This window comes from Cellulomonas fimi (assembly GCF_012952065.1).
GTDB classification, from domain to species: Bacteria; Actinomycetota; Actinomycetes; order Actinomycetales; family Cellulomonadaceae; genus Pengzhenrongella; species Pengzhenrongella fimi_A.
Genome location: NZ_JABCJJ010000021.1, coordinates 20956 through 44624 on the forward strand (window position 1 = coordinate 20956; position 23669 = coordinate 44624).

18 protein-coding genes are annotated in these 23669 nt (G+C 74.0%); 7 read left to right on the top strand and 11 right to left on the bottom strand.

The features are described from left to right. Positions 1-6: 6 nt before the first annotated feature. Positions 7-1938, top strand: coding sequence for an HD domain-containing phosphohydrolase (locus HIR71_RS12370; protein WP_169325379.1), 1932 nt, complete (start codon positions 7-9; stop codon positions 1936-1938). 114 nt (positions 1939-2052) lie between these two features. Here HIR71_RS12370 and HIR71_RS12375 read toward each other — a convergent pair whose 3' ends face one another. The 5 genes from HIR71_RS12375 to HIR71_RS12395 all read right to left on the bottom strand — a co-directional run bounded on the left by HIR71_RS12375 (position 2053) and on the right by HIR71_RS12395 (position 7171). Continuing rightward, positions 2053-3084 (bottom strand): iron-siderophore ABC transporter substrate-binding protein, encoded by a 1032-nt coding sequence (locus HIR71_RS12375; protein WP_169325380.1) that lies wholly within the window; start codon positions 3082-3084, stop codon positions 2053-2055. 77 nt (positions 3085-3161) lie between these two features. Next, positions 3162-4001, bottom strand: coding sequence for an ABC transporter ATP-binding protein (locus HIR71_RS12380; RefSeq protein WP_169325381.1), 840 nt, complete (start codon positions 3999-4001; stop codon positions 3162-3164). Next, the gene (locus tag HIR71_RS12385; RefSeq protein WP_211374141.1) at positions 3998-5068 is read right to left on the bottom strand and encodes an iron chelate uptake ABC transporter family permease subunit; all 1071 of its coding nucleotides are present in this window, start codon (positions 5066-5068) and stop codon (positions 3998-4000) included. The genes HIR71_RS12380 and HIR71_RS12385 overlap by 4 nt, the downstream gene beginning before the upstream one ends. Beyond that, the gene (locus tag HIR71_RS12390) at positions 5065-6075 is read right to left on the bottom strand and encodes a FecCD family ABC transporter permease (RefSeq protein ID WP_311836263.1); all 1011 of its coding nucleotides are present in this window, start codon (positions 6073-6075) and stop codon (positions 5065-5067) included. The genes HIR71_RS12385 and HIR71_RS12390 overlap by 4 nt, the downstream gene beginning before the upstream one ends. Positions 6076-6166: 91 nt before the next feature. Further along, complete coding sequence (locus HIR71_RS12395) at positions 6167-7171, bottom strand: siderophore-interacting protein (protein ID WP_169325383.1); 1005 nt, start codon at positions 7169-7171, stop codon at positions 6167-6169. A 126-nt stretch (positions 7172-7297) separates the two neighbouring features. On the opposite strand from HIR71_RS12395, the gene HIR71_RS12400 reads away from it, so the two are divergent. After that, positions 7298-8953, top strand: a complete 1656-nt coding sequence (locus HIR71_RS12400) for an HD-GYP domain-containing protein (RefSeq protein WP_169325384.1) — start codon at positions 7298-7300, stop codon at positions 8951-8953. Here HIR71_RS12400 and HIR71_RS12405 read toward each other — a convergent pair. After that, positions 8927-10393 (bottom strand): NYN domain-containing protein, encoded by a 1467-nt coding sequence (locus HIR71_RS12405; RefSeq protein WP_211374142.1) that lies wholly within the window; start codon positions 10391-10393, stop codon positions 8927-8929. The two genes, HIR71_RS12400 and HIR71_RS12405, sit on opposite strands and share 27 nt — an antisense overlap. Before the next feature lie 20 nt (positions 10394-10413). Between HIR71_RS12405 and HIR71_RS12410 the strand changes: the two genes are divergently transcribed. Beyond that, on the top strand, positions 10414-11562 hold the full coding sequence (locus tag HIR71_RS12410; protein WP_169325386.1) for a zinc-dependent alcohol dehydrogenase: 1149 nt from the start codon (positions 10414-10416) through the stop codon (positions 11560-11562). 42 nt (positions 11563-11604) lie between these two features. Continuing rightward, positions 11605-12180 (top strand): hypothetical protein, encoded by a 576-nt coding sequence (locus HIR71_RS12415; RefSeq protein WP_169325387.1) that lies wholly within the window; start codon positions 11605-11607, stop codon positions 12178-12180. 54 nt (positions 12181-12234) lie between these two features. Here the strand turns inward: HIR71_RS12415 and HIR71_RS12420 are convergent, their stop codons facing one another. Further along, the gene (locus HIR71_RS12420) at positions 12235-13830 is read right to left on the bottom strand and encodes a M20/M25/M40 family metallo-hydrolase (RefSeq protein ID WP_169325388.1); all 1596 of its coding nucleotides are present in this window, start codon (positions 13828-13830) and stop codon (positions 12235-12237) included. Positions 13831-14058: 228 nt separating this feature from the next. Here HIR71_RS12420 and HIR71_RS12425 point away from each other — a divergent pair, with 228 nt between their 5' ends. Continuing rightward, positions 14059-16011, top strand: coding sequence for an acyl-CoA dehydrogenase family protein (locus HIR71_RS12425; protein ID WP_169325389.1), 1953 nt, complete (start codon positions 14059-14061; stop codon positions 16009-16011). Positions 16012-16037: 26 nt separating this feature from the next. Here the strand turns inward: HIR71_RS12425 and HIR71_RS12430 are convergent, their stop codons facing one another. Both HIR71_RS12430 and HIR71_RS12435 read right to left on the bottom strand, forming a co-directional pair. Continuing rightward, a complete protein-coding gene (locus HIR71_RS12430) occupies positions 16038-16520 on the bottom strand; it encodes an SRPBCC family protein (RefSeq protein ID WP_169325390.1) in 483 nt (160 codons plus the stop codon). Then, positions 16517-16912, bottom strand: coding sequence for an ArsR/SmtB family transcription factor (locus HIR71_RS12435; RefSeq protein ID WP_249051836.1), 396 nt, complete (start codon positions 16910-16912; stop codon positions 16517-16519). Before HIR71_RS12435 ends, HIR71_RS12430 begins: the two co-directional genes overlap by 4 nt. A gap of 286 nt (positions 16913-17198) precedes the next feature. Here HIR71_RS12435 and HIR71_RS12440 point away from each other — a divergent pair, with 286 nt between their 5' ends. Continuing rightward, a complete protein-coding gene (locus HIR71_RS12440; RefSeq protein WP_169325392.1) occupies positions 17199-17945 on the top strand; it encodes an SRPBCC family protein in 747 nt (248 codons plus the stop codon). Between the two features lie 123 nt (positions 17946-18068). Here the strand turns inward: HIR71_RS12440 and HIR71_RS12445 are convergent, their stop codons facing one another. Further along, positions 18069-20258 carry an EAL domain-containing protein gene (locus HIR71_RS12445; RefSeq protein ID WP_169325393.1) on the bottom strand — a complete coding sequence of 730 codons (2190 nt, stop codon included), beginning with the start codon at positions 20256-20258 and terminating at the stop codon, positions 18069-18071. Next, positions 20252-21409 (bottom strand): glycoside hydrolase family 6 protein, encoded by a 1158-nt coding sequence (locus tag HIR71_RS12450; RefSeq protein ID WP_169325394.1) that lies wholly within the window; start codon positions 21407-21409, stop codon positions 20252-20254. The genes HIR71_RS12445 and HIR71_RS12450 overlap by 7 nt, the downstream gene beginning before the upstream one ends. A gap of 82 nt (positions 21410-21491) precedes the next feature. Between HIR71_RS12450 and recQ the strand changes: the two genes are divergently transcribed. Further along, positions 21492-23330: a DNA helicase RecQ gene (gene recQ / locus HIR71_RS12455; RefSeq protein WP_311836264.1), complete on the top strand. Its 1839-nt coding sequence runs from the start codon at positions 21492-21494 to the stop codon at positions 23328-23330. Positions 23331-23669: the final 339 nt, after the last annotated feature.

A 23669-nucleotide genomic window follows, 5' to 3' on the forward strand; every position in this document is an offset into this window, starting at 1 on the left:
GGAGACATGACCACGGGGCCGACGCAGAACTACGACGACCCCACCCTCGGCCAGTGGAAGCCCTACCCGGCCCTCGCGTTCTGCGTCCGGCTGCTGGTGGCCCTGCTCCCGCCGATCGTGGCGATCGGGTTCGGGCTGGCCGCGATGCGCTGGGCGTCGCCCGTGCGGCTCGGCGTCAACCACTGGGCGTGGCTCGCGGTCGAGATCGTCGTGGCGACCGCACTGCTCCTCGTGATGGCCCGGATGGCGCGCAAGCTGCTCCCGCTGAGCACGCTGCTGCGCCTGACGGTGTACTTCCCCGACCGCGCCCCGTCGCGGTTCGCGCTCGCGGTGAGCCGGTACTCGCCCGACGTCCTGCGCCGGCGCGTCCAGGACGTCGCCGAGGGCCCGCCCGCCGACGAGCGCGACGACCTCTCGTACCGGCAGGCCGCGATGCTGCTCGACCTCGTCGCCTCGATCGACGAGCACGACCACAACACGCGCGGGCACTCCGAGCGCGTCCAGGCGTACGCCGCGCTGATCGCGACCGAGATGGGGCTGTCGAAGCGTGAGTCCGCCGAGCTCAGCTGGGCGGCGCTGCTGCACGACGTCGGCAAGATCCACACCCCCGTGGAGCTCCTCACCATGACCGAGCGCCCGACCGGGACCGACTGGCAGATCATCTCGGCGCATCCGGTCAAGGGACGGGCGCTCGTCGAGCCGCTGGCCGAGTGGCTCGGACCGTGGATCGACGTGGTCGACCAGCACCACGAGCGCTGGGACGGCGGCGGCTACCCGCGCGGCCTCGCCGGGACGGAGATCAGCCTCGGCGCGCGGATCGTCGCGGCCGCCGACGCCTTCGACGTCATCACGTCCGCCCGGTCGTACAAGAAGCCCCTCTCGGCGTCGGCCGCGCGCGAGGAGCTCGCGCGGTGCGCGGGCGAGCAGTTCGACCCCGACGTCGTGCGGGCCTTCCTCGCCCTGGGCCTGGGCCGGCTCCAGCTCATCGCCGGTCCGGCGTCCCTGCTGTCCGGCGTCCCGGTCCTCAGCTCGCTGCCGACGCCGGCCTTGCCCGCGCTCGCCTCGGGATCGGCCGGCGCGCTCGCCGGCTCGGCCGTGGTCGCAGGCGGCCTGGCGAGCGCGGCGATCGTGCTCGCCGGCCCGACCTTCGCCTTCCCGGAGCCGACGCCGGACGCCCCTGCCGTCGCCGCGCCGGCACCCCAGGCGGGTGGGGCGGTGGAGGGCACCGACGGCACCCGATCCGACGACGCCCCGGCGAGCGCCGAGCGGCAGGGGCACGGTCCCGCGGACCTGCCGTCCGACGAGGGCCGAGCCTCCGGTCCTGTGGCCGGTGCCCCGCTGGCACAGGACGGCGGGTTGCCGGCCGGTCAAGACGCCCCGGGTGGGCAGGCGCCCGGAGCGACCGTCCCCGGCGCACCGGCTCCGGGACCGCCCGCCGCCGGTGGCGCCGCGCCCTCCACGCCCCGAACGGACCAGCCGCCGTCGGCCCCGTCCGGCACGCCGGCGCAGCCCGGTCCCGGCACGCCGCCCAGCTCGACGTCTCCCGCCACACCGTCGATCACGCCCCCGCCGCCGCCACCGCCTGCCTCCGTCTGCGACGCGGTCGCAGCAGGCGGATCGGCGGACGGGAAGGACGTGTCGAAGTGCAACTTCAACGGCAGGACGATCACCGGAGACCTCTCGGGAGCCCAGCTCGCCGGGGTCGACTTCAGCAAGGCCAACCTGTCCGGCGCGAACTTCACGAACGCCACGCTCAACGGTGCCGACTTCGGTGGCGCCACGATCGCCGGGACGACCTTCGACGGGGCGCGGCTCCAGGGGGCCAAGTTCGACAAGGCCACGATCACCGGGTCGCGCTTCGTCGGTGCAACGACGACCCCCAAGATGTTCGACGGCGCGTACGTCTCGCCGGACACGGTCTTCGGCTCAGCATCCTGACTCGCACTCCAGGAGGTCGGCGGCGGGGCACCCGCGGGTGCCGCGATGCCGGGATGACGTACGCGTGCTGCCGATCAAGAAGGCGGTGCGTCGCGCTGCTGCCCGCCGGGGTCCTCAGCCCTGCCGGGCGGCCACGGCCTCCGCGAGCTGCGCGACGACGTCGTCCAGGCTCCACGGGAGCGACAGCGCGGTGGGCGGCGACACCGAGGCGATGAACTCCTCGCCGACCAGCCCCGCGACGGCGCCCGACCGCACCTGCGGCATGACCTGCGCGTAGGGGGCGCTCAAGAACGCCTGGAGCTCCTCCTCGGTCGTGCCGTAGGCCACCAGCACGTCGCTCTGGAGCTCGTCCAGGCGCTCGTAGCTCATCGTGAAGTAGAACGTGGACTCGTCGGTGTCGAGCGCGTCGACCGCCTCAGGGTTCTCGAAGCCCAGGTCGAGCATGAACTCCACGCGCGGGTCCTCGTCCGCGTAGACGTAGAACGTCCCCGCGAGGTCCCAGACGGCGGCCAGCGTCAGGCCCGCGAACTCGGGGTGCGCCTCACGCTGCTCGGCGAGCCGGCCGTCGATGCCCGCCAGGACCTCCTCGGCCTCGGCGTTCTTGCCGAGCGCCTTGCCGCTGATCGTCACGACGTCGCGCCACGGCGTCGACCACGGCTCGTCCGGGTACGCGACGACCGGGGCGATCTGCTCGAGCGTCGCGTACTGCTCGGCCGTGAGGCCCGAGTACGGCGCGAGGATGAGGTCCGGCTCCGCGGCCGCGATCTCCTCGAACGGCACGTCGTCGCCGGTGTCGGGCAGGACGGTCGGGATCTCGTCGCCGCTCTCCTCGAGCGCCTCGCGGATCCAGGGCAGCACGCCCGCCTCGTCGCCGCCGTACGCCTGGAACGGGATGGCCACGGGGGTGACGCCGAGGGCGATCGCGGCGTCCGCGGCACCCCAGCCCCAGGTCACGACGCGCTCGGGCTGCTTCTCGATGGTCGCCGAGCCCAGTGCGTGCTCGATCGTCACCGGGAACGCGCCCTCCTGCGCGGCAGCGGGTGTGCTCGGCGGCGGGTCGCCGGCAGGAGAGCCGGAGCAGCCGGCGAGGGCCAGCGCGCCGAGGGTCGCGACGACGGCGACGAGGCGCCCGGGGTGAGATCGCACGAGAGCTCCAGGATGGTCGGCCGCACGCCGGCGGCACGAAGACCGCCCACACCGGCGGTTCGATAGGTGAGGCTAGCCTAAGGAAGGGTCGCCTTGCCAACGGCTCCCGGGTCGTTCCCGCGGGCCACCTGCCGCGACCGCGGCAGGATCACCGGACGCCCGGTGTCCGGGTCCTCGAGCACGCGCGCGCGGATGCCGAACGCCTTCCCCACCACGTCCTCCGTGAGCGTGCGCGCCGGCTCGCCGCGGGCGATGATCCGCCCCCCGGCCAGCACGACGACGTGATCCGCGTAACGGGCCGCGAGGGTCAGGTCGTGCAGCACGAGCACGACCGTCCGGCCGCGCGCGACCTCGCTGCGCAGCACCTCGAGCACCTCGACCTGGTGCGCGACGTCGAGCGCGCTGGTCGGCTCGTCGAGCAGCAGCACCTCCGGCTGCTGGGCGAGCACCATCGCGATCCAGACGCGCTGGCGCTGGCCGCCGCTCAGCTCGTCGACGCGGCGGTCGACCAGAGACCCGGCGTCGGTCGCGGCGAGCGAGGCGGCGACCACGGCGTCGTCGTCGCTGCGGTGCCCGCGGAAGAAGGACCGGTGCGGGTAGCGGCCGTGCGCGACGAGGTCGCCGACCCGGATGCCGTCGGGCGCGACCGGGGACTGGGGCAGCACGCCCACGGTCCGCGCGACCCGCCGCGGCGAGAGCGAGCCGAGATCCACGCCGTCGAGGGTCACCCGCCCGCTCATCGGGGCGAGCAGGCGGGCGAGCCCCCGCAGCAGGGTCGACTTGCCGCTCGCGTTCGCGCCCACCAGCACCGTCAGGGAGCCGGGCGTCACGTCCAGGTCGATGTCGTGGACGACCGGCGTCCGGCCGTAGCCGAGGCTCAGCCCGTGCGCGCGCAGGAGGGGTCCGGTCGCGGTCATGCGGGTGCCTCCTTGCGCCGCTCGCCTCGCACGAGCAGCCAGATGAGGAAGGGCGCGCCGAGCGCGCCGGTGACGAGACCGGCGGGCGGCTCGAGGCTCCCGGGGACCAGGTGCTGCGCCACGAGGTCGGCGCCGACGACGACGACTGCGCCGACGAGCGCGGCCGTCACCAGCGCGGGACCTCGGCCGCGCAGCCTGCGGGCGATGGGCCCGGACACGAACGCGACGAAGGCGATCGGGCCCGCGACCGCGACGGCGACCGCCGCCAGCACGCTCGACACGAGGATCGCGCCGACCCGCGTCGCGACCGGGCGTGCGCCGATCGACCGCGCGCTGTCGTCGTCGAGCGCGAGGGCCCCGAGCGGCCGGCGGGCCACCACGAGGACGAGCGCGGCGAGGGCCAGCACGGCGCCGACCCGCAGGACGTCCCCCCACGGCGCGGTCCCGACGCTGCCGACGAGCCAGAAGAACGCGGACTGCGCCTCGGTCAGGCTTGCCCGGGTGAGGGCGTAGCCGAGCACGCCGTTCGCGAGGAAGGCGATGGCGACGCCGACGACGACGAACCGCGTCCCGGTCACGCCTCGACCGCTCAGCGCGAACACGGCCACCGCCGCGGCGAGTGCACCGGCCAGCGCCGCCGCGTCGACCGCGCGCCCGACGAGCCCGGCGGACAGCGCGAGCACCGCGGCAGCGCTCGCACCCCCGGTGAGCCCGACGATGTCGGGGCTCGCGAGCGGGTTGCGGACGACCGACTGCAGCAGCGCACCCGCGAGGCCGAGCGCGGCCCCGACCACGGCCGCCAGGGCGAGCCGGGGCAGGCGCAGGCCGGTGACGATGAACGTCGGGGCGCCCTCGACGCCGAGCAGCGCGTCGACCACCTCGCGGGGGCCGAGCACGACCGACCCGACGGCGAGCGCCACCGCGGCCAGCGCGGCCAGCCCGGCGAGCAGCGCCGTCAGGACGGTCGCGACCCGGCGCGCATCCACACGTCGCAGGCGCGCCACGTCGGCCGCGGCCCGCGCGGTGGTGTCGCCCGCGGGGTGCGGGTCGAGCCGGGTCGCGCTCACAGGCCGACCGCCCGGCGCGATCGGACGATCGCGATCAGCAGCGGCGCCCCGGCGGCCGCGACCACGATCCCGGCCTCGAGCTCGCCCGGCGGTGCGACGACGCGTCCGAGGCTGTCCGCCAGCAGCAGCAGGGTCGCGCCCACCACGGCCGCCACGGGCAGGAGACGCACGTGGCCGCCACCGGCCAGCGCGCGCGCCCCGTGCGCGCCGACGAGACCGACGAACACGAGTGGTCCGGCGAGCGCCGTCGCGGTCCCGGAGAGCAGCACCACCGCCCCGATCGCCGCCGCGCGCGTCGGCAGCAGCCGGAAGCCCAGCCCGCGCGCGACGTCGTCCCCGAGCGCGAGCGCGTCGAGCGCCCGGGAGAGCGCGATCGCGACCACGGTGCCGACGAGCACGAGGGGCGCGAGCGTCGCGGCGGTGTCGAGCCCGCGTCCGGTGAGCGAGCCGACGGTCCAGAACCGGTACCGGTCGAGCGCGGCGGGGTCGCCGAGCAGCACGAGGTTGGTGAGCGAGGTCAGCCCGGCGGTGATCGCCGCGCCGGCCACGACGAGCAGCGCGGGAGTCGTGCCGGCCCGCGCGGACGCCGCGACCGCCGTGATGAGCGCGGCCGCGCCGAGCGCCCCGACGAGCGCGAACCCCGCGAGCGGGACCGCGCCGGTCACCCCGAGCAGGCTGATCCCGAGCACGACGACGAAAGCGGCGCCCGCGTTGACGCCGAGCAGGCCCGGATCGGCGACGGGGTTGCGCGTCACGCCCTGCATGAGGACGCCCGCGAGGCCCAGGGCGCCGCCGGCGAGGAGCCCGATCACCGTGCGGGGCAGGCGCAGGTCCCGCACCGCGACGGCGTCGGCGGCGGGTACCGAGCCGGGGTCCAGCAGCGCCGAGACGACCGTCAGCGGGCTGGTCACCCGCGCACCGACCGCGAGGCTGATCGCCACCGCGACGAGCAGGCCGGCCGTCAGGAGCACGGTCCTCGCCCGTGCCGGGCGCCTGCCGGTCGCCACGCGCAGGACGGTCTCGGGGGAGAGCGTCCCCGTCACCGGGCCGCTGGCCTGTCGAGCAGCGCCTGCGTCACCGGCCCGTCGAGCGGCTCCCTCACTGTGCTTCGGAGCGACCGAGTCGCCAGTACCCCATGAACGCCACGTTGGACCGGGCCACGCCGAGCTCGCTCACGAGGTGCCGACGCAGCGCCTTGACCGTCGCCGCCTCGCCCGCGATCCAGGCGTAGAAGTCGCCCGCGGTCGGGTCGACGGGCGAGTCCCACAGGAGCTCGGTGTCCACGTCGACGTCCTCGAGGGCCTGGGGCGTGGCGCTGACGACGCTCGCGAGCTCCCTCATGTGCCGTGGGAGCCAGGTGTGGACCGCCTGCGTCACGAGCACACCGTGCGGCGCGACCGCCTCGAACCCCTCGGCGGTCTCGCACCCCGCGTCACGTGCGACCCACGCGACGCGCGACCGGCCGCGCGGGTACACGGTGAGGATGTCGGCGCCCGTGGGCACCTCGATGAACGCCTGGGCGCTCACGTGCTCGGGAAGCTGCTCGACGATGCTGCAGATCGCGGGCGCCGCCGTCTCGTCGCCGACGAGCAGCAGGTGGCGCGCCGCGCCCGGCCGCCAGTCGAGCCCGACGGTCGGGTCGGCCGTCCGTGCATCGGGGCCGACGACGACGACGCGGTCACCGACCGACGCGCGGCGCAGCCACGCCGCCGCGGGCCCGTCGGGCTGCCCGGCCGTCGGGTCGTGCAGCACCATGTCGACGTCGAGCTCGCCCCGCTCGGGGCGGATCGCGCGGACCGTGTAGGTGCGGAACGGGTTCCGCTCGCCCTCGGGGAGCGCCTTCCACCGCGCGTACCAGGAGCCGTCGCGGAGGCAGTCCTCGTCGCTCGCGCCGACGTCGCAGACCCGGCCCTCGGCGTCGGGCAGGAGGAGCTTGATGCGCTGGTCCAGACCGGCGGTGCCGAAGACGGCGAAGTCGTCGCACAGGAACGTCACGCGCACGAAGTGGGGGCTGAGCCGCAGGACCCGCCCGACGGTCGCGTCGTACGGGCGGTACGCGGGGTAGACCGGTACGACGACCGTCGTCTCGTGCGAGGTAAGCATCGCCTAACCTTAGCTTAGCGCCCGGGCGCGCGGAACCCCCTGCGGACGGGTGTCCGGTGCACCGGACGGGGGACGGACGCACCGGACCGGTCGCCGCGACGCGCCTCGCCACGGTAGGAATGGCCCATGACGTCAGGGCCGACGCAGAACTACGACGACCCCACGCTGGGTCAGTGGAAGCCGTACCCCGTCCTGGCCCTCGCGATCCGCGTCGGCGTGGTCGCCGTCCCGCCCCTGGTCGCAGTCGCGTTCGGTCTCGCCGCGGTGCGCTGGGCGCCGCCCCAGCGGCTCGGGGTGAACCCCTGGGCCTGGCTCGTCGTCGAGGTCGCGGTCGCGACGGTGCTGCTCCTCCTCCTGGTGCGCCTCGCGCGCCGCGCCCTCCCGCTCGGCACGCTGCTGCGCCTGACGGTCTTCTTCCCCGACCGCGCGCCGTCGCGGTTCGCGCTCGCGGTCCGGCGCTACTCGCCCGACGCCCTGCGGCGGCGGATCGAGCGCGTGCGCGCGGGCCGGGCGCCGTCGGACGAGACCTACCGGCACGCGGCGGCGCTGCTCGACCTCGTCGCGTCGATCGGTCGGCACGACCCGGGAACCCGCAGGCACTCCGAACGGGTGCAGGCGTACGCCGCGCTCATCGGCGCGGAGATGGGCCTGTCCGAGGTCGAGTGCGCCGAGCTGAGCTGGGCCGCGCTGCTGCACGACGTCGGCAAGCTCCGCACGCCGACCCACGTGCTCAACACGACCGGTCACCCGAGCGCGGCCGACTGGCGCCTGCTGTCCGAGCACCCGGCGCAGGGGCTCGAGATCGCCGCGCCGCTGGCCGGCTGGCTGGGCGAGTGGGTCAACGTGATCGACCAGCACCACGAGCGCTGGGACGGCGGGGGCTACCCGCAGGGTCTCGCGGGCACCGGGATCAGCCTCGGCGCGCGGATCGTGGCCGTGGCCGACGCGTTCGACGTGATCACCTCGGCACGGCCCTACAAGCGGCCGCTCTCGGCGTCGGCCGCGCGCGCGGAGCTGGCGCGGTGCTCGGGGGAGCAGTTCGACCCCGAGGTGGTGCGGGCGTTCCTCGCGGTGGGCCTCGGGCGGCTGCAGCGGGTCGCGGGACCGTCGTCGCTGCTCTCGGGGCTGCCGGCGCTCGGCTCGGTGCCCATGCCGAGCCCGACGCCGTTCGTGGGCGCCGCGGCGCACGGCAGCTCCGCGGGGGTCGTCGCCGCGGCGGTGAGCGGGGTGGTGGCGACCGGGCTGTCGCTGACCGGTGCGGCGCCGGCGATCGGGACCGCCGACGTCGTGGCGGCCGTGGCGAGCGATGCGGTGGCCGCGGAGAGCTTCCCCGTCGTGCGCGGCGAACCGATGACCGACGGAGCGCCTGTGGTGGCCGAGGCGGTGCCGGAGGCGCTGCCGTCCCCGGTCACGGCACCCGCTCCGGCGGCACCGGGCGTCGCAGGGCACGGCGCGCCGTCTTTTCCCGAGGTCGCGTCGAAGCCCGGTCCGGCCGAGCCCGCGCTCACGTCGTCCGCGCCGGCCCCCGCAGTGGCGAGCGAGATGTCCTTCTCGGACGGCCTCGCCGACGTCGGTCTGGTGGCCGGGCCGGGCGGTGTCGGCGTGGATGCCGACGTCGCGGGAGTCGCCGTCGCGGAGGTGGACGTCGGGCTGCGCCCCCGCGACCTCGGAGCGAGCGTCGGGGTGGGCGTCCTGGGCAACCCCTTGCTCGGCCTCGACGTCGGCGGCCCCGGTCTCGGCGTGGAGGTGCCGCGCTCACGCGCTGGCGACCCCACCGCCTGACCGCACCGCCCGACGGCTCCGTCGCGGGGCGCTGTGGCCCTCCCCCTTGACCAGCCCGCCGCTCACCCACCCGCGGATCGCGGCGACGTCCTGCGGGCTCAGCTCCATCCGGGCACCCCGGCACAGCCCGACGACGTTGTCGGCCCAGGTCTCGGCGATCTTGCGCGCCGTCGTCTTCCTGGCGAGGTCGAGCCCGGAGTACAGCACCCCCGCGATCACCGTGTTCACCGAGGACCGACCGATCGGCTCGCCGGCCGCCTGGCACGCGTCGCGGACCCGGCGCGACGTCTCCGGCCGGTCGAACGGGTGCGCGTCGACGTCGTCGGCCAGCGCCTCCAGGAGCACGCGGTACCGCTCGGGCGGCAGGTTGGGGATGTCCGTGACCTCGACGACCTGCCGCTGCAGAGGGGGCAGCGGCGGGAGCTCAGGCGCCGGCTTGCGGGACGTCGTGGTCCCCGACCGCGCCGTGCCCGACGACGTCGCGGTGGTCTCCCCGGCGACCGGCCCCGCCGCGGGGGCGGCCGCGGTCGAGACGGCGCCCGACGGCTCGTCCTGCGGTGCCTTCACGAGCTCGGCGAGCTCGTCGGCGGTCACGACCGAGTCCGCGACCGCCCGGTACGCGCTCGCGGCCGGGCCCGCGGTGACGATCGTGACGCGGCGGTCCTCCGCGCGGCACCGCAGCGCGAGCGGCGTGAAGTCGGCGTCCGCCGAGAGGATGACGAACTCGTCGTACCGCGTGTGCGCGCTCAGCGCGTCGACGGCGTCCAGCACGAGGTTGATGTCGGCGCTGCTCTTGCCCTGCTGCGTGAGCGAGGGGCAGTCGACGACGCTGAACCCGGCACGCGTGAAGTTGGGCCGGAAGTGCGAGAACGCCGACGGGTTCAGGTAGCACGACCGCACGAGGAAGCGCCGGGTGAACGGGCCGTCGGCGTCGACGCCGTCCTCGAGCGCCGCGAGCCAGTGCCCGGGCGAGCTCGCGAACGCCTCGGCGGCGTCCGGGTCGAGGCGCTGGAGCCCGATGTAGACGTTGTCGAAGTCGACGAACAGGGCGCAGCGCAGGCGGCGAGTCTCAGGGGTCGCGGTGGTGGTCACACCCGCATCCTTCCCGACGACCGGCTCGCGGGCACCATGGCCCTTTCCCTCATGCGTCGCCGCGTCGCGACCGTCGGATGCTGCGGCCCGACGCCGTCCGCGAGCGACCCGGCCGTCCGTGGGCGACCCGGCCAGCCGCGCGAGCGAGCGCACGACCTCGGCCTCCTCCTCGCCGGTGGGCACCTGGAGCCGCACCCCCGTCTCGGCGGTGACGAGGACCAGGTGCACGGTGTCCGACCCCGCGTCCAGCACACCGAGGCGCGCGGTCCCACGCCGGTGCGCACCGGTGCACCGGGCCACGAGCGGCAGGCGCGCCCGGCCCGTGTCACGCTGAAACGGACGAATCACCTGAGCCGAAGGCGGTACCGATGCGCGCCATGGTCTATCGCGGCCCGTACAAGATCCGGGTCGAGGAGAAGGACATCCCGAGGATCGAGCACCCGAACGACGCCATCGTGCGTGTGACGCTCGGGGCGATCTGCGGCTCCGACCTGCACCTTTACCACGGGATGATGCCGGACACCCGGGTCGGCACGACCTTCGGGCACGAGTTCATCGGCGTGGTCGACCAGGTGGGTCCGTCGGTGCGCAACCTCGTGCCCGGCGACCGGGTCATGGTGCCGTTCAACATCTACTGCGGGTCCTGCTACTTCTGCGCGCGCGGACTCTTCTCGAACTGCCACAACGTCAACGCCAACGCGACGGCGGTCGGCGCGATCTACGGCTACTCGCACACCTCCGGCGGGTACGACGGCGGGCAGTCGGAGTACGTGCGAGTGCCGTTCGCCGACATCGGGCCGACGATCATCCCCGACTGGATGGACGACGAGGACGCGGTGCTCCTCACGGACGCGGTCGCGACCGGGTACTTCGGCGCGCAGCTCGGCGACATCGTGGAGGGCGACACCGTCGTCGTGCTCGGTGCGGGACCGGTCGGGCTGTTCGCGGCGAAGTCGTCCTGGCTCATGGGCGCGGGCCGCGTCATCGTGATCGACCACCTCGAGTACCGGCTCGAGAAGGCGCGCAGCTTCGCGCACGCCGAGACGTACAACTTCGCCGAGTACGACGACATCGTCGTGCAGCTGAAGAAGATCACCGACCACCTGGGTGCGGACGTCGCGATCGACGCGGTGGGCGCCGAGGCCGACGGCAACCTCCTCCAGCACGTCACCTCGGCGAAGCTCAAGCTGCAGGGCGGATCGCCGGTCGCGCTGAACTGGGCGATCGACTCGGTGCGCAAGGGCGGCACGATCTCGGTGCTGGGCGCCTACGGCCCGATGTTCAGCGCGGTCAAGTTCGGCGACGCGATGAACAAGGGACTCACGCTGCGGATGAACCAGGCGCCGGTGAAGCGGCAGTGGCCCCGGCTGTTCGAGCACATCCAGAACGGCTACCTCAAGCCGAACGACGTCGTGACCCATCGCATCCCGCTCGAGCACATCGCCGAGGGGTACCACATCTTCTCCGCGAAGCTCGACGGCTGCATCAAGCCGCTCATCCTCACCGCCGCGGCCTGACGCCCGCGGCTGCCGGCGACGTACCAGACCGAGGGAGTGACCATGCCGTACACGGCGGACAAGCCGTCCCGGGCCGAGTCCAGCGAGCAGCTGCGCGCCCGCATCCCGGGCTGGGGTGCCGACCTCGACCCGCGGATGCGGCCCTCGGTGCCGAAGGAGCGGTTCGACCCCGGCCTCAACGGGGCCCACTGGGAGTTCCCCGACCGCCAGCCCGAGACCCGGCCGCGCGAGCGGTCGATCGAGCACGCGTTCCTCACCCCGGTGTTCGGGACGTCGGCGCCACCCAAGGGCCTGTCGGGGGTGATCCGGAGGTACGCGTACCGGAGGTTCAGCGAGGGGCGGGCCGCGCACTGGCTCCTGCTGCTCGGCGCCGACCGGGTCGACGCCGTGGAGAGCCACCTCGCGTCGTTCGTGACGCTGCGGCCGGACAACCCGATCACCGAGACGGGTGTGGTCGCCGAGCCGTCGCACCACCCGGTCGCCTCGCGGGTAGGCCAGAAGCGGGCCGACCTCGCGCACCTGCCGCTCGACCCCGTGCTGGTGGTGGGGCCGTGGCTGCTCGCGGGGGGTCTGGTGCTCGCCGGGGTTCGCGCGGTCGTCCGGGCCGTCCGTCGCTGAGCCCCGGGGGTGGCCGCCGCCTCACGACGACGGCGGCCCCCCCAGGTCGGTCGGTCAGCTCAGCATCGCCGCCTCGTCACCACCCCTCAGCGTCGCGTTGCGAGGCGTCCGGATCGGGCGGTCGTCCGGCGTGACGACGCCGTTCACCGCGGACGTGTCCGTCGCGAGCGTCGCCACGGCGTAGGCGATGGCGTCCGAGTTGACGTCGAGGGCACGCAGGTTGACGTTGCCCTGGAGCTCGTAGAGGGCTCGCAGCTCGGTGTACGGGTCGTCCGGGAGGGCGTCGTCGTCCAGCGAGTCGCACGCGTGGTAGCACGGGTCGTACGGGACCCCTGCGAGACCGCCGTACTTGGCCACCTGCTCCTCGGTCTTGGGAAGCCCCGCACCGGTGAAGAGGCCGCCGGCCGGGATGTCGTTGAGGATGAACTCCTGGTAGTCCGACTGCCCGCTGAACTCCGAGTCGTCGAACGGGTGGCCGCGGTCGGCGTAGAACTCCTGGAAGACCTCCTCGATAGCGGCCGACCCCTCGGGGATCACGACGCCGTCCTCGACGGCGGTGCCGCCCGAGTCGTCACCGTCGAAGATGCCGAAGAAGTAGTTCGGCGAGGCGACCATGTCGAAGTTCAGGTACAGCGCGAGCTGGTCCTTCTCGGCACCGGTCAGGTTCTGGACGTAATACTCCGAGCCGAGCAGCCCGGACTCCTCCGCGCCCCACCACGCGAACCGAACCGCATTGGGCACCTGGCTGCGCCCGATCTGCTTCGCGACCTCGAGCAGCGCGGCGCTGCCGCTGCCGTTGTCGCTGATGCCGGGACCCGTCATGTCGCTGTCGAGGTGCGCGCCGGCCATGACGACGTTGTCCGGGTCGCCGAAGCGCGTCTGCGCGATGACGTTGTACGTGGGCCGCTGCTCGGCGAGGAACGACACGTCGATGCGGACCATGACGCCCGGCGTCTGCGCGAGCTGCACGCCGAGGTCGAACGTCACGCCGATCACGGGGATGGTGAGCTGCGAGCCCTCACCGCCCATGCCGGGCACGTCGGTCCGGTTCGGCTGCCCCTCGTTCATGATGATGACGCCTGCCGCCCCGGCCGTCTGCGCGTTCAGCGCCTTGAGATCGAAGTTGCAGGTGCCTCGCTGGATGAGCGCGATGGCGCCGGCGGGGAAGCCGGCGAAGTCTGCGGCCTCGCACCCGCTGGGGCTGGTCCCGGCCTCGGCGGGCGGCGGGATGGTCAGGTTGACGGGGACCACCGTGCCGGTCGCCTCGGCCTGCGGCCCGTCGGTGAACGCGTTCCGCACGAAGTCCTCGCCGTTGACGTACGTGGTGGGCGTGGGCGAGACCTGCTCGAACGACGAGTTGTCCTCCTCGTACTGGAACATGAACTCCTGCACCTCGGCCCGATAGCCCGCGCGGCGCAGCTCGAGCACGACGTAATCGACCGACGCCTGGTAGCCAGGGGTGCCCGAGGCGCGCGTGCCGCCGTTCTCGTCGGCGATCTCCTGGAGCTCCTCGATGTGGTCGAGAACGCGGGGGAGCCTGACCTGGCTCTCCATCCTGCTCGCGAGGTCGGGCTTCCCGGGGGTCGCCGTCGCCGGTGCGGTGAGCGAGATCGTCGCCACCATGGCTGTCGCGAGTGCTCCGTACGCCACTCGTCTGTGAACCTGTCGTCCCACGGTCGCCTCCTGGCGGTAGGTCGTGTCGTGCTGGCCCGGCGCCGTTGCCGGGCTCTGCGAACGTAACCGGGGGGTGTGATGGGGGATAGGGGGCTGTTGCCCCCGTTCACGCGGATCGCGTGGAGAAGGTGGTTGCGCGTAGCATCCGTCGTGAGCGGCGGGTCCCGGTCGTCTCCGTCGCCTGGCCCTCGCCTGGGAGGCGCGATGAGCATCCGGTCAGTGCACCCACCCCGCCCCGCACAGGTCGACGAGGTCGACGAACGCACCGCACGGGCGGTCGCCGAGGCGGCCCGTGAGACCGAGTGGACCCGGCCCAGCTTCGCCAAGGGGCTGTACCTGGGGGCGTTCGACTTCTCCCTCGTCCACCCGTACCCGCTGCCCGACCCCGAGAAGGCGGCGCTCGGCGACGCCTTCCTGGTCGAGCTCGAGGCGTACTGCCGGACGCTCGACGGCGGCCGGATCGAGCGTGAGGACCGCGTGCCCGACGAGTACCTCGCGGGACTGACCCGCCTGGGCGCGTTCGGCATGAAGATCCCGACGCGGTACGGCGGGCTCGGGCTCTCGCTGGTCCACTACGGCCGCGCGCTCATGCTGGTCAGCTCGGTGCACCCGAGCCTCGGCGCCCTCCTGTCGGCGCACCAGTCGATCGGCGTCCCCGAACCGGTGCGGATGTTCGGCACCGAGGCGCAGAAGGAGGAGCTGCTGCCGCGCTGCGCGCAGGGCGCGATCTCGGCGTTCCTCCTCACCGAGCCGGACGTCGGCTCCGACCCGGCGCGCATGGGGTCGACGGCGACGCCCACCGAGGACGGCTCGGCGTACCTCCTCGACGGGGTCAAGCTGTGGACGACGAACGGGCCGATCGCGGAGCTGCTCGTGGTGATGGCGAAGGTGCCGGCCCACGCGGGCGGGCGCGGTGGCATCAGCGCGTTCGTCGTCGAGGCCGACGCGCCGGGGATCACGGTCGAGCGCCGCAACGCCTTCATGGGGCTGCGCGGGATCGAGAACGGCGTGACCCGGTTCCACCAGGTGCGCGTCCCGGTCGGCAGCCGCCTCGGACGCGAGGGGGAAGGGCTCAAGATCGCCCTGACAACGCTCAACACCGGCCGGCTCTCGATCCCGGCGATCTGCGCGGGCGGCGGCAAGTGGGCGCTCAAGATCGCCCGCGAGTGGTCGGCCACGCGCGTGCAGTGGGGCAAGCCGATCGGCGAGCACGAGGCCGTCGCCACGAAGCTCGCCTTCATCGCGGCGACCGCGTACGGGCTGGAGTCGGTCTTCGAGCTCTCGGCGGCGATCGCGGACTCCGGGCAGAAGGACGTCCGGATCGAGGCCGCGCTCGCCAAGCTGTGGTCGAGCGAGCTGGCCTACCGGGTGGCGGACGAGCTGGTCCAGCTGCGCGGCGGTCGGGGCTTCGAGACGGCGGACTCGCTCGCGGCGCGCGGCGAGCGCGCGGTTCCCGCCGAGCAGGTGCTGCGCGACATGCGGATCAACCGGATCTTCGAGGGGTCGTCCGAGATCATGAGGCTCGCGATCGCGCGCGAGGCCGTGGACGCGCACCTCGCCGCGGCAGGGGACCTCGCCTCGCGCGACGCGACGATGTCCGCCAAGGCGCGGGCCGCCGTCGGCGCCAGCGGGTTCTACGCGCGCTGGTTGCCGACGCTCGTGACCGGTGCCGGGCTGCGTCCCGACGCCTACGCCGAGCTCGGGCCGCTCGCCCGGCACGTGCGGTACGTCGAGCGGGCGTCGCGGCGGCTCGCGCGGCGGACCTTCTGGGCCATGGCGCGGCACCAGGCGGGCCTCGAACAGCGCCAGGCGCTGCTCGGCCGGGTCGTCGACATCGGCGCCGAGCTGTTCGCAATGTCCGCCGCATGCACGCGGGCGGAGCTGATGCGGAGACAGGACCCGGTCCAGGGCGCGTCCGCCCAGCGCCTCGCCGACGCCTTCTGCGAGCAGGCGAGCGCCCGGGTCGAGGAGCTGTTCCGTCGGCTGTCGGACAACACCGACCGGCGGGACCGCGCCCTGGCGACGGTGGTCCTGAAGGGTGACGCGGCGTGGCTCGAGCGGGGGGTGATCGACGCGTCCGAGGGCACCGGCCCGTGGATCGCGGACACGGCGCGCGGCCCGTCCGCCGTCGAGACGGTCCGCCGCCGCTACCGCTGACGCCGGCCGCCGCTGGCGCCGGAGGGTCAGCCGGCGAGGAGCTCGTCGAGGCGCTCGTAGCCCTCGTTGACCCCGACCTCCATGCCGCTCACGACGAACGCGTCACGGCCCTCGAACGAGTCGACGAGCGAGGTCGTGGTGAGCCGCGTGCGCCCGTCGCCGAGGTCCTCGAGCAGGAGCGTCTCGAGCGCGACGGCGTCGGGGTAGCCCTCGAACGTGAACGTCTGGACGATGCGCTCGGACGGCCGGACCTCGTGGAACGAGCCGTGGAACCAGTACTCCTCGCCGTTCTCGGCCTGCACGTAGCGGTAGGACCCGCCGGTGCGGCAGTCGTAGTGCTCGACGCGCATCTCCAGGCCCCGCGGGCCGAGCCACCTCGTGACGAGCTCGGGATCGGTGTGGGCGCGGAAGACCTTCTCGGCAGGCGCGTCGAACTCGCGCACGATCCGGACGAGCGGGACGGTCGGATCGGAGGTGATGGTGGTGTGGTGCGTGCTGGGGCTGGTCATGGCCGGTCTCCTGCTTCGGGTCCGGACGCCGGTGCCGGCGTCGCGGTCGGGGGGAGGGGGGCGACGTCGTCGGGCAGGGTTGCCAGGACGTCGTCGAGACGGCGGTAGCGAGCCTCGGCCTCGCGGCGGTAGCGCTCGATCCACTTCGTCATGAGGTCGAGCACCTCCGCCTCCAGGTGGACGGGGCGACGCTGCGCGTCCCGGGTGCGGCTGACGAGGCCGGCGTCCTCGAGCACCTTGAGATGCTTGGACACCGCCTGCACAGTCACGTCGTAGGGCTCGGCGAGGTCGTTGACCGTGGCGTCGCCCGCGAGGGCGAGCCGGGCCACGATGTCCCGCCGGGTGGGGTCGGCGAGGGCCGAGAACACCCGCGAGAGCGCATCCGCGGTCAACCCTCCACCTCCTTGGACAACCATTCGGTTGAACTCGACGGTAAGGCCCGGTGGGAGCCATCGTCAACCAGGTTGTGAATGGATTCGGCAGGCTGCTCCTGAGCAGCGTGGCGAGGAGCTCGACGGTCGACGGGAGGACCGCGGGCGCGGCGAACGCGCCCGAGCCGCCGGCGACGCGGGATCTCGACCTGCGAGGGCGCGGACCCTCCCGCATGCTGGGTCGTGGGCAGCAGTCCGGAACGGCGCTGCACCCTCCGTGCCACCGAGATCCGTGTGAGGAGATGTCATGACGACCAAGGTCGAGAAGTCCGTCATGGTGAACGTCCCTGTGAGCGTCGCCTACAACCAGTGGACGCAGTTCGAGGAGTTCCCCCACTTCATGGGTGGGGTCAAGAGGGTGACCCAGCTGAGCGACGACCGGCTGAAGTGGGTGGCCGAGATCGCCGGCGTCAAGCGTGAGTGGGAGGCGCGCATCCTCGAGCAGGCCGCCGATCGCAAGGTCGCCTGGGCAGCCACGGAGGGTGCGACGAACGCCGGCGCGGTCACGTTCGAGGACGTCGGTGGTGGGCAGACGCAGGTCCACCTCTCGCTCGAGTACGAGCCCGAGGGTCTCGTCGAGAAGGTCGGCGACAAGCTCCACGTGGTCGAGAAGCAGGCGGAGGGCGACCTCGAGCGGTTCAAGGCGTTCATCGAGGCCGAGGGCTACGCCACCGGTGCGTGGCGGGGCACGGTCGGTGCGGGCGGCGGTGTCGGCACCCCCGGCGTCGACGACGCCGCGGCGTCGCGCGGTGACAAGGGCAAGGCGGGGATCTCGGGCACGGCGGCCGCAGCGGGTCTCGGCGTCGCGGCTGCGGCGGCCGCCGCGGTCGCGGGTGCGACCAAGGCGTCCTCGAGCGACGAGGTGACCGAGGTCGACGTGGCGTACGTCTCGGAGCCGACCGAGCCTGTGGTCGTCGTGGACGAGGTCGAGGCCGTCGACGTGCCGATCACGCAGACGGAGGACGTCCTGCCGGACGACCAGAGCCGCCTCTGAGCACTCGGCCTTCTGAACACCCAGCCCGGCGGTCGGTCGCCGGACGCCGGGCCGGGTTCGACGACCGGGGGGAACCGAGGGAGCGCACGTGCCGCTCTCTCGGTTCCCCTCGGTACGTGCCCCTCAGGGCGCCTGGTCGCCCGTCACGTGCGCGATCACGTACGCGGGCTCGCCGTGGCGGTCCGTGACGACCGCGGCGCGGACCCGGGCCGGGACCGCGCTCCCGTCCTGGTGCAGGTACCGCTTCGCGACCTCGTGGGCGTGGACGCCGCCGGACAGGATCTCGGCGAGGTTGTCGTCGTCCTGCCGGCGGTCGTCGGGATGGGTGAGCTGGGCGACCGTGCTGTGGACCAGGTCGCCCGGCTCGCGCCCGAGCAGGTCGGCGAACGCGGCGTTGACACGCAGGACGCGTCCGTCGAGGCCGGTGAGCGCCATGCCGATGGGCGCCCCGTCGAACGCGTGCCGGAACTTCGCCTCGCTGTCCTCGAGCGCGTCCTGCGCCTCGACCGCCTGGGTCACGTCGTGGCCCAGGCACAGGATCTCGAGCGTCGTCCCGTCGTCGCCGCGCAGGCCCGTCGTCGCGAGGTCGAGCCACCGACGGCTCCCGTCCGCGTGCCGCAGGCCATGGCGCCGGCGGTCGTCCGGCAGCACCGGCGTGACGCCTGCTGCCACGCCCGGTCCGAGGACGACGTGATCGGGGAGCCGCGTCCCGACGAGCTCCTGCGGGCGCATGCCGAGGATCGAGGAGCTCGTCGACGAGGCGTACGTGATGGTCCAGTCGGGGGTCGTGACCAGCACGAGCTCGTCGGGGGCGCCGAACCCCACCGGGACGCCGACGTCGAGCGACAGCTCCGGCCGCTCGACCGGAACCGCGCGCAGCGACCGGGTGAGGCGCGCGGACGGAGCCTCAGGACGTCCGAAGAACCAGCCCTGCGCCGAGTCGCAGCCCATGGCGACCAGCTGGCGCGCCTGCTCGGCCGTCTCGATGCCCTCGGCGCACACCCGGAGCCCGAGCGTGTGCACCGCCTCGATCACGAGCCTGACCAGCACGGCGTCCTGGGCCGACCGCGCGACCTTCTCGACGAAGGAGCGGTCGATCTTGACGACGTCCACCGGCAGGGCCCGGAGCAGGGTGAGTGACGAGTGCCCTGTGCCGAAGTCGTCGAGCGCGATCCGGACGCCCCGGCGACGGAGCTCCGCCAGCCGGGTCGCGGTCTCGTGGAGATCCGCGATCGCGGCGGTCTCCGTGATCTCGAGGCACAACCGGTGCGGCGCGAGACCGGAGTCGGCGAGCGCCTGGCTGACGACCTCGACGAACTCGGGCAGCACGAGCTGGACCGGGGAGACGTTGACCGAGACGCTCGTCGTCGGGTCGACCTCCGGCGGCCAGGACGCCGCCTCACGGCACGCGGTCCGCAGCACCCACGCCCCCAGGTCGTGGATCAGCCCGGTGGTCTCCGCGAGCGGGATGAACACGTCCGGCGGCACCGCGCCGAGCTCGGGGTCGTGCCAGCGCGCGAGCGCCTCGACGCCCACGACCCGGCCCGACGGCAGCTCGACGACCGGCTGGTAGTGCAGCCCGAGGCCGCACGCACCGATCGCCGCCCGGAGCCTGCGCTCCATGTCGCGCCGCCCGAGCGTCGCCTCGGCGGACCGGAGCGCGGCGTGCAGCGCGGGGTCGTAGTGCGCGACCCGGCCGCGCCCGTGCTCCTTCGCACGGTGCATCGCGGCGTCGGCCTGCTTGAGGAGGCCTTCGAGGTCCCAGCCGCCGTCCTGCGCGGCGTCCGTGCCGACCCGTGCGATGCCCACGCTCGCGCCGATCGTCACCGCGTGCTCCGCGGTCTCGTGGCGGCCGTCCGGCACCTCGACGACGAACGGGGCCGCGGCGGCGCGGACCACCTGGTCGCCGAGCATGCGGCTCCGCTCCTCGCTCGCGTCGTCGGTCAGCAGCACCGCGAACTCGTCGCCACCGAGCCGGACGACGACGTCGCCGGGGGCGGACAGCGCCCGCAGACGCTCGGCGAACTCGGCGAGCACCTGGTCCCCGGCGGTGTGGCCGTGCTGGTCGTTGACGTCCTTGAACCGGTCGAGGTCGACGTGCAGGAGGACCGGCTGACGGTGCGTGCCCAGCGCGTGCTGCACCTGCTCGGTGAGGTGCCGCCGGCTGGGCAGCCGGGTGAGCGGGTCGTGCACCACCGTCGCCGCTCGCGCCGAGGCAGGGGCGCTCGCGTCCACCGGCACGGGGTTGGTCACCTCCACGCGATCGGCGGCCGGGTCGGTCTCCTGAGGGTTCCGGCGACGTCCGGTCACCATGCGGCGTTCCTTGCCAGCTCGAGCAGGTGGTCCTCCCAGTACCGGCCGGCCGGCGGGCCGCCGTTGCACCGGCCGTCGCTGAGGCCGACGGTCTTGATCCACAGGTCGGCGACGTGCGCGCCGTCGTCGAGGACCCGGGGCGGGTCACCCAGCGCGCGGCCCGGCGGGTTGCACCAGACGACGCCGTCGTCGTCCCGCAGCGGGCCGTTGCCGTTGCGTGACGTGTCGACCACGAAGCGCGCGCCGTCGAGCAGCGCGGCCAGGGCGTGGCCGTAGGCGCGCTCGTCGTCGGACGTCTGGAAGTTCGAGACGTTGGTCACGAAGCCGGCGACGTCCCGGACGCCCGCGCGCTCGAGCCGCTGCGCCATGTCCGCCGTGGCGTCCGGGGCGTGGCCGAAGCTGTTGCTGCTGCCGGCGTCGAGGTACACCTCGGCCCCCGCGGCGGCGTACCGGGCCGACGTCTCGCGCAGCAGCGCGAACCGCTCGTCGGCGTCGCCGCAGCGGTAGACCTGCAGCAGGGAGTCGGGCTCGACGACGACGACGGCGCGCGCGCCCGCCAGGCCGCGCGCCACCCCCTCGGCCCACGTGCGGTAGTCGCTCGCGCCGAACCCGCCCGCGGACTCGCTGCCGCAGTCGCGGTCGGGGATCGCGTAGGTCACGAGGACGGGCGTCCGGCCGGCCGCTCGCGCCGCCCCGGCGTAGTCGCGCACGGCCTGCTCGACGTCGTCGGGGTGGTCCGCCGTCGTCAGCCAGCGCGCCGAGCCCTGCGCCGCCGCCTTCTCGAGCAGCGCGGCGTCGTCGTCGCGACCCTCGGCGCGTGCGATCCGCGCGGCGCGCGCCGCCGGGGAGTCCGGGTTCACGTACGGCGGGGCCTCGCGCAGGTAGCTCGACGCCGGCGCCTCGACCGGTGGCTCGCCCGGCGCGCCCGTCGGTGCGGTCGTGTCGCCCCCGGTCGCGCGCCCGCCCGACCGGTCGTCGGAGCGGCTGCCCAGCCAGGAGCCGACACCGAGCGCGACCGCGACCAGGACGCACGCGCCGAGTACCACCGCGAGGGTCGTCAGCCGGCTCCAGGGGGTCGGGCGGCCCGCTCCAACGGGTCGGGCCGCCGGGGACCGGGGGCGCGACGGCTGGTCGGCGGTGGGGGGAGACATCGGTCGTCCACGGTACGTGACCCAGGGCCGGGGTCCGGTCGCGTGGGGACGCGGCGCTGGCCGGGCACCGGCGGCTCGTAGGGTGGGTGCCGTGACCGCCACCGCCCTCGACGTGCTCGCGCGCGTGTTCGGCTACGACGCGTTCCGGGGCCAGCAGGCCGAGATCATCGACACCGTCGTCCAGGGCGGCGACGCGATCGTGCTCATGCCGACCGGTGCGGGAAAGTCCCTCTGCTACCAGGTGCCGGCGCTCGTCCGGCCGGGCACCGGCGTCGTCGTATCGCCGCTCATCGCTCTCATGCAGGACCAGGTGGACGCACTGTCCGCGCTCGGCGTCCGGGCCGGGTTCCTCAACTCCACGCAGGACGGCCACGCGCGTCGCCAGGTCGAGGAGGCGTTCGCGGCGGGCGAGCTCGACCTGCTGTACCTGGCGCCCGAGCGGCTGCGGGTGCCGAGCACCCTCGAGCTGCTCGACCGGGGGACCGTCTCGCTGTTCGCGATCGACGAGGCGCACTGCGTCGCGCAGTGGGGTCACGACTTCCGCCCCGACTACCTCCAGCTGTCGCTGCTGCACAAGCGCTGGCCGACCGTCCCGCGCATCGCGCTGACCGCGACGGCCACCGAGACGACGCACGCCGAGATCGCCCGACGCCTCCAGCTCGAGGACGCACGGCACTTCGTCGCGAGCTTCGACCGGCCGAACATCCAGTACCGGATCGTGCCCAAGGACAACCCGCGCGCCCAGCTCCTCGAGCTGCTGCGCACGGAGCACCCGGGGGACAGCGGGATCGTCTACTGCCTGTCGCGCGCGTCGGTCGAGCAGACCGCGCAGCACCTCGTCGACCAGGGCATCCCCGCGCTCCCGTACCACGCGGGCCTCGACCGCGAGGTCCGGGCGACGAACCAGTCCCGGTTCCTGCGCGAGGACGGCCTCGTGATGGTCGCGACCATCGCGTTCGGCATGGGCATCGACAAGCCCGACGTCCGGTTCGTGGCGCACCTCGACCTGCCGAAGTCGGTGGAGGGCTACTACCAGGAGACCGGCCGGGCAGGTCGGGACGGCCTGCCCGCGACGGCGTGGCTCGCGTACGGGCTCCAGGACGTCGTGCAGCAGCGGCGCATGATCGACACGTCCGACGGCGACGCCGCGCACCGCCGTCGGCTCGGGGCGCACCTCGACGCGATGCTCGCGCTGTGCGAGACGGTCGAGTGCCGCCGGGTCCGGCTGCTCGCGTACTTCGGGCAGCCGAGCACGCCGTGCGGCAACTGCGACACGTGCCTCGCGCCGCCCGAGTCGTGGGACGGGACGGTGGCCGCGCAGAAGCTGCTGTCGACGATCGTCCGCCTCGAGCGCGAGCGGGGCCAGCGGTACGGCGCCGGACACCTCGTGGACATCCTGCTGGGCAAGCGCACGGCCCGGGTCACCCAGCTCGGCCACGACTCGCTCACGGTGTTCCGGGTCGGGACGGAGCTCACGGAGCCCGAGTGGCGCGGCGTGGTGCGCCAGCTGCTCGCGCAGGGGCTGCTCGCCGTCGACGCCGACGGGTACGGCACGCTGCGGCTCAGCGTCACGAGCGCCGACGTGCTCACCGGCGCCCGGCAGGTCGAGCTCCGGCGCGAGGTCGTCCGCTCACGGACGCGCGGGCCGCGTGGGTCGGCGCAGGGCTCCGCCCGCACGGGTGGAGCGGCGCCCGAGCTCGACGCCGCGGCGAGCGCGGTCTTCGAGCGCCTGCGGGCGTGGCGCGCATCGACCGCCAAGGAGCAGGGCGTGCCTGCCTACGTCGTCTTCCACGACGCGACGCTCCGGGAGATCGCGACGCGGGCTCCCGCCTCGCTCGACGAGCTCGGCACGGTGACCGGCGTCGGCGTCACGAAGCGCGAGAAGTACGGTCCGGCGCTGCTCGAGGCGCTGCACGCCTGACCTGGGTCGGACATCGATGGTCACCGCACGGCAGCGTGAACTCGCCCGACGACCCCGGGGCCGGCGCACCTGCGTCGCGAAACCCGTTCCGGTGCGCCGTCAGGCGGTTCGCCCGCAGCATCGACGCCCCCGGTACCGGACCGTCACCGCGTCAGCCGCCAAAGCCAGGGTGGCGGCCTGAACCTCGATTCACCGATGGGCTGATTGCCGCGGGGTGGGCGTGGGAACGCGAGAATGCCCTCCTGACTTGGGAAGATACGACTTGTCGAAGGTCCGTATCGCCAGTTCAAGAAGGGCATCTCGTCGATGCAACTTTCTCACACCCGTCCGGTCGTGTCC

Coding starts and splice junctions, on each gene's coding strand:
- HIR71_RS12400 (WP_169325384.1), top strand. CDS start 7,298: ATGACGTCAGGGCCGACGCAGAACTACGACGACCCCACGCTGGGTCAG.
- HIR71_RS12410 (WP_169325386.1), top strand. CDS start 10,414: ATGCGCGCCATGGTCTATCGCGGCCCGTACAAGATCCGGGTCGAGGAG.
- HIR71_RS12425 (WP_169325389.1), top strand. CDS start 14,059: ATGAGCATCCGGTCAGTGCACCCACCCCGCCCCGCACAGGTCGACGAG.
- HIR71_RS12445 (WP_169325393.1), bottom strand. CDS start 20,258: ATGGTGACCGGACGTCGCCGGAACCCTCAGGAGACCGACCCGGCCGCC.
- HIR71_RS12415 (WP_169325387.1), top strand. CDS start 11,605: ATGCCGTACACGGCGGACAAGCCGTCCCGGGCCGAGTCCAGCGAGCAG.
- HIR71_RS12440 (WP_169325392.1), top strand. CDS start 17,199: ATGACGACCAAGGTCGAGAAGTCCGTCATGGTGAACGTCCCTGTGAGC.
- HIR71_RS12380 (WP_169325381.1), bottom strand. CDS start 4,001: ATGACCGCGACCGGACCCCTCCTGCGCGCGCACGGGCTGAGCCTCGGC.
- HIR71_RS12430 (WP_169325390.1), bottom strand. CDS start 16,520: ATGACCAGCCCCAGCACGCACCACACCACCATCACCTCCGATCCGACC.
- HIR71_RS12370 (WP_169325379.1), top strand. CDS start 7: ATGACCACGGGGCCGACGCAGAACTACGACGACCCCACCCTCGGCCAG.
- HIR71_RS12450 (WP_169325394.1), bottom strand. CDS start 21,409: ATGTCTCCCCCCACCGCCGACCAGCCGTCGCGCCCCCGGTCCCCGGCG.
- HIR71_RS12395 (WP_169325383.1), bottom strand. CDS start 7,171: ATGCTTACCTCGCACGAGACGACGGTCGTCGTACCGGTCTACCCCGCG.